This is a genomic window from Mycobacterium sp. NPDC051804, from assembly GCF_044452905.1.
GTDB lineage: Bacteria > Actinomycetota > Actinomycetes > Mycobacteriales > Mycobacteriaceae > Mycobacterium.
Genome location: NZ_JBITCD010000015.1, coordinates 1 through 6,394 on the forward strand (window position 1 = coordinate 1; position 6,394 = coordinate 6,394).

General features: G+C 64.3%; 1 protein-coding gene. It reads right to left on the minus strand.

Features of this window, described 5'->3' with window-relative positions:
• Window positions 1-6,394, minus strand: a 6,394-nt coding sequence (locus ACIA48_RS30205; RefSeq protein WP_396739996.1) for an amino acid adenylation domain-containing protein, incomplete at both ends; no start/stop codon positions are given.

The following is a 6,394-nucleotide window of genomic DNA, read 5'->3' on the forward strand; positions in this document are numbered from 1 at the left end:
ACGCCGCTCCGGTCTTGAGCACCGCCAACATCGCCACAATCGCCTCGGCCGCCCGCGGCAACACCAATGCCACCCGCTCACCCGGCCCAACCCCGTGAGCAATCAACTGATGCGCCAACCGGTTCGACGCCTCATCGAGCTCGCGATAACTCCACGAACGTCCATCGTGACTGATCGCCACCGCATCAGGGGTACGAATGACTTGCGCGCCAAACAATGCCGGAATCGACACTGCCACCGGCGCCGGTTCGGTCAACACCACGTGGTTGGACCACACCTGCAGCCGGTCACGCTCCCCGCGGTCGAGCAGATCGATCGCCGACAGTCGCCCTACCGGATCGGCGGTCATCGCGACCATCACCCGTTCCAACCGCTCGAGCAGGGTGTTGATGCCGGCCGCGTCGAATACCCCGGTGTCGTACTCGACACGCAGCCCCAGTTCGACCCCAGGCCCGGCCACCACGGTCAGCGGATAGTGCGTGGATTCGCGCGTCCGGAAGTCAGTGACGGACAAGTTATGCTCACTCGACAACGCCGCGGTGTCGACCGGATAGTTCTCGAAGACGAACAGCGTGTCGAACAACTGATCCTGGCCGGTGAGCCGGTGAATCTCCGGCAGCGCCAGATGCTGATGCTCCAGCGTGCGGTGGTGATCGCGTAACAGCTGCTCGAGTAGGTCAGCGGTAGTGGTGGTCGCGGTGAGGGTGGCACGCACCGGCACCGTGTTGATCAACAACCCCACCATCGACTCCGCACCGACCAACTCGGCCGGACGCCCGGACACCACGGTGCCGAACACCACATCGCAATGACCGGTCAACGAGCTCAACACCTGCGCCCACGCCGCCTGCAACGCCGTGCTGACCGTGGTCCGACGAGAGCGGGCCAACTCAGTCAGCTCTCGGGTGGTCAGCTCAGAAATCTGATGAGTAACAACACCTTTAGCGCCCGACCCCACCCGAGCCTGCCGACCCACCAAAGTCGGGGCATCAACCCCAGCCAACACCTGCCCCCAGGCCTCGCGGGCGGCATCCAGGTCACGGTTGGCCAGCCAACTGACAAACCTGCGATACGGGGCAGGCGGGGGCAGCGGCTGACGGTAATAGCCGGCGAAAATCTCACCCAGCAGGACCGGCAGCGACCAGCCATCCATCACGATGTGATGACACGTGAGGACAAATCGGTGCCGATCAGGCCCGGTGCGGATTAACGCCGCGCGAAATACCGACGGAGCGCCGATACGGCATACCGCGGCGCGCTCTTCTGCACACACCGCTTGGACCTGATCCTCAACACCACCGGCATCCTGTGCACCCAAATCCCGGTAACGCCAGGGGAGTTCGGGATCAGCCTCGATGATTTGCACCGGCTCCTCGAACCGATCCCAGAACCGGACAACCAGATGCGGATGCCGCTTGACCACCATGTGCACGGCCTCGCGCAGACGTGGTGGCTCCAGCGGACCGGTGATGGTAAAACCGAGCTGTACCGCATACACATCGTTGTCATCCGCGCTGCCAGCGTGAAACAGCAGCCCCCGTTGCAACGGCGTCAACGGCAACACATCAGCGATGCGGTACTGCTGCTCGAGCTCAGCAAGCTGGGGCTGACTCAACCGCGCCGGAACAATATCGGAGGGTGTCAGCCCGCCCCCGCCAGCACGCACATGCGCACAGATCCCGGTTAGTGCTTCAAACCACAAGCGCGCTAACCGTTTTACTTGCGGCTGTTCGAGCGCCGAGGGTGCCCACGTCCAATTCGCCTGCAACCGTGGACCATCATCGGTATCAGCAGTAGCCGCGTTGAGTTCCACCGTGTGCATCAACGGCATTGCGATCGCCGCAGCAGCACCGGCCGACGCCAACCCCTCCGTGCTGAGCCGCCACAATTCGTCAGAAACCTCACCTGCTGCCGCGCCCAACCGGCCCAGATAGTTGAACCCGATCACCGGATCCGGCCCGCCCAGATCAATGTCTGGGTTCAGATGACGTAACAAACCGTAGGTCATTCCGTCGGGGTGCGCGCGCAGTTGTTCCTTGAGGTGCTTGACCAGAATCCCCACCACCGGGTCACCGGCAATCACCTGCGCCCAAGCCATTCCACCGACTGTCAGGGCCACCGGATATTTCGTGGTGAACCAACCCACCGTCCGGGTGAGATCCACATCGTCAGCCAAATCCTCATTGCGACCGTGACCCTCAACATCAATAGCGATCGACGAGCCGTCGGCACCGAGGAACTCCGACACCGCCATCCCGAAGGCGATCATCAAGATTTCGTGGATCCCGGCATGGAACGCTGTCGACACATCGCCTAGCAGCATCCGCGTCGTCTCGACATCCAACTGCACCGACACGGTGCCCGCCGCGGCAAACGTGTCCACACCGGGTTGTACCGCTGGCAACGCCGCCGGGGTTGCGGTCACCTGCCGCCACACGTCGGCCTGCGCGACGACGTCGGGGTTGTGGGCGTACTCGGCGAGCAATGCCGACCATCGGGCAAACGACGTCCCACCGACCGGCAGGACGATGGACTGCCCACTGTGGTGCTGGGCCCAGGCAATGTTGAGGTCTTCCAACAGGATTCGCCACGACACCCCATCCACTGCCAGATGGTGAACGATCAACACCAACTGGCCCGTCGGCGCCACCCACAGCGCACTGAGCAGCATCCCGGCCGCCGGGTTCAACCGCGACCGCGCCGCCTCCACCGCCGCATCATCGAGTGCCTCAACCACCTGCAGGCACTGGGTCCCCTGCACCGAGCCGGGCTCGGGCACCGTCATCGCCCATCCCCCAACGCTGTCGTCTCCGACACGGCACCGCAACATCGCGTGCCGATCCAACAACGCCTGCAAGACCACCGCCACATCGGCTTCGGTTGCGCCGGTCGGGGATTGAACCACCATGGTCTGGTTGAACTCTTCGACCGGACCCTGCATGTCCTGCAGCCAACGCATGATCGGGGTGGCCACCACCGGGCCGAGGCCTTCATCGATGATCCCGGTGTCATCGTCGATTACCCGGGCCACCCGGGCCAGCCGCGCCACGGTTTGTTCAGCGAACAGATCCTTCGGGCGACAGACCAGACCCGCGGCCCGGGCCCGTGCCACCACCTGCATCGACAAAATGCTGTCGCCGCCCAATTCGAAGAACGAGTCATCCACCCCGACCCGCTCCATCCCGAGCACTTGGGCATAAATCCCGGCCAAGATCTCCTCGACCGCACTCTCCGGGGCGCGATACCGATCGGCGTCAATGTATTCCGGGGCCGGCAACGCGCGGGTGTCCAGCTTGCCATTGACCGTCAACGGCAACGCCTCGAGTACGACGACCGCCGTCGGCACCATATAGGTCGGTAAGCGCTCACCCAGCTGTGCGCGGATTGCGACCGTATCGGCGGTGCTGCCGTCCGTCTCGGTGACATAACCGACCAGGCGCTTGTCACCGGGACGGTCCTCACGCGCGACCACCACCGCCTGACCCACTCCGGCCAAGGCGTTCAACGCGGCCTGGATTTCACCCAGCTCGATGCGATAGCCGCGGATCTTGACCTGCTCATCAGCGCGGCCCACGTAGCGCAGTTGCCCATCAGCACCCCAGGACACCAGATCCCCGGTGCGATACATCCGCTTTGCATCCACGTCGGCGAATGGACAAGCCACAAACCGCGAGGCGCTCAACCCTGCCCGGCCCACATACCCATAGGCCAGACCTTCACCGGCCACATATAACTCACCCACCACCCCGGGCGGCACCGCACGCAACCAAGGATCCAACACAAACAACGCCGCGCCCGGCACTGGAACGCCGATCGGCGGTGCCCCCGAACCCGCCGCTAGCGGCGCGCTGAGCATCACCACCATCGTCGTCTCGGTCGGGCCGAATGCGTTGATCATCACCCGCCCCGGCGCCCACCGATCCACCAACTCCGGCGGACACGCCTCACCGGCCACCACCAGCGCCACCCCGTCAAGGCCGTGCGGCGACAACACCGCCGCCGCCGACGGCGTCTGGGTCAACACATCGACGTGCTCAGCCACCAGCACCGCGTGCAAGTCCTCCGCCGAACGGGTCACCTCATCAGAGACCACCGCCACGCGGCCGCCATTTAGCAGCGGACCCCAGGTCTCCCACACTGAGGTGTCGAAACCATAGGAATGACACTGCGTCCACACCCCGGACACCGGCAGATAATCACCCAGCCGCTCCACCAACTGAACAACGTTGTGATGAGTAGTCGCCACCCCCTTGGGGACCCCAGTGGTACCCGAGGTGTAAATCACATAAGCGACATCGTCCGGCGAGGGCCTCACCACCGCGGCGCCAGGCTGCGTTTTTGCCGCGGGATCGTCGATATCGAGGACCAGCAGCTCGTCGTGCCCGCTCAGCCGCGGCCGCAAGTCGGCAGTGGTCAGGACAGCGGTTGGCGCGGAATCGGCCAGTACGAAGCTGATCCGCGCATCCGGATGCCCCGCATCGATCGGCACATAGGCCGCCCCGCACTTGAGGACTCCCAACATCGCCACCGTCGCCTCAGCCGAACGTCCCGCCAGCAATGCCACCCGATCACCAACGCCCACCCCGCGAGCAATCAACAAGTGCGCGAATCGGTTCGACGCCTCCTCCAGTTGCCGATATGACCACGACTGGCCCCCGAACGTCAGCGCCACCGCCTCCGGCGTCCGGGCAACCTGAACTGCAAACCGCGCCGGAATCGACACCACCGACGGTGCCGGCGCAGTCAACACCTCCCGGTTACCCCACTCCCGCAACAGGGCATGCTCATCCGCGTCGAGCACATCGACCGACGACAACCGCCGCGACGGATCAGCCGTCATCGCCTGCAGAATTCGCAGCAACCGCTGCGCCAACGCTTCGATACTGGCCTGCTCGAACACATCGGTGCGGAACTCGACATGCCCACCGATCCCAGCAGGCTCACCGGCTTCGCCCCACTGTTCGCCCAGGGAAAACGTCAAATCCATACGGGCGGTGTGAGTGTCAGCCGGAATCGGGGTGACCATCACATCACCCAAACTCAACTCACCGACGACATTGTTCTGCCACGCCAACGACACCTGCACCAACGGATGATGGTTCAAACTCCGCGTCGGATTCAGCCGCTCCACCAATACCTCAAACGGCACATCCTGATGCTCAAACGCGGCCAGACTGCGCGCACGCACCTGCCCCAACAACTGGTCCACCGTCGGGTCACCGGCCACGTCTACCCGCAACACCAACGTATTGACGAAGAAACCCACCAACTCGTCCAGCGCCCGATCACGCCGGCCGGCGATCGGGAACCCCACCGCCACATCAGAACTCGCGGTCAGTTTCGCAAACAGCACCGCCAACGCGGCCTGCATCACCATGAAACTCGTTGCGCCGTATGCACCAGCCAGCCGAGCAATCCCTTCCTGCAACTGCACCGGCCAGTCCACAGCCACCATCGCGCCCCGATAGTCAGCCACCGGCGGATAGGGCCGATCCGTGGGCAGCGCCACCCGCTCAGGCATATCAGCCAACTCCTGCTGCCAATACGCCAACTGCGCGCCAATCCGGCTATCCGGATCGGTCAACTCACCGAGCTGGGCGCGCTGCCACAACGTGTAATCGACATACTGCACCGGCAACGGCGCCCAATCCGGCGCCCGCCTCGCGCACCGGCTCGAGTAAGCCACCGCAAGATCGGCCACCAAAGGGGCGATCGACCAACCATCAGCAGCGATATGATGCACCACCGCCACCAGCACATGCTCATTCTCGCCGACTCGGAAAACCTTGGCCCGCAAAGGAATCTGGGTGGCCAAATCGAATGGCTCACCCACCGCGCTCTCGATGGCCTGTTGAAGCTGGGCCCCCGGCCATCCCCCGGCATCAACGACAGCCCAACTGAAGTCAGCCTGCCCGACCGGGATCACCAGCTGCTGAGGGATTCCCTCAGGTGCCGGGAACAGTGTCCGCAGTGACTCATGGCGTTCCACCACATCGGCCAGCGCCGTACCGAACGCCTCGGTGTCCAGGTCCCCGCTCAGCCGCAACGCCACGGCCATGTTGTAGATCGCTGAGGGTCCCTGCAACTGGTCGATGAACCACAAGCGATTCTGAGCAAAGGACAACGGCACCACCGCCGGGCGCTCACCCGGCACCAACCGCGGAAGCCCACCAGCACCAGCGCCGATTCGCGGTGCCAACTGGGCGACGGTCGGCGCCTCGAATAAGGCGCCGACCTCGAGGTGGGTATCCAGCCCGCTGTTGACCGCCGCGATCACCCGCATCGCCAGAAGCGAATCCCCGCCGAGTTCGAAGAAGGAGTCGTCGGCGCCGACGCGCTCTAATCCGAGGACTTGGGCGTAGATGCCGGCCAGGATTTCCTCGCTGGGGGTGCT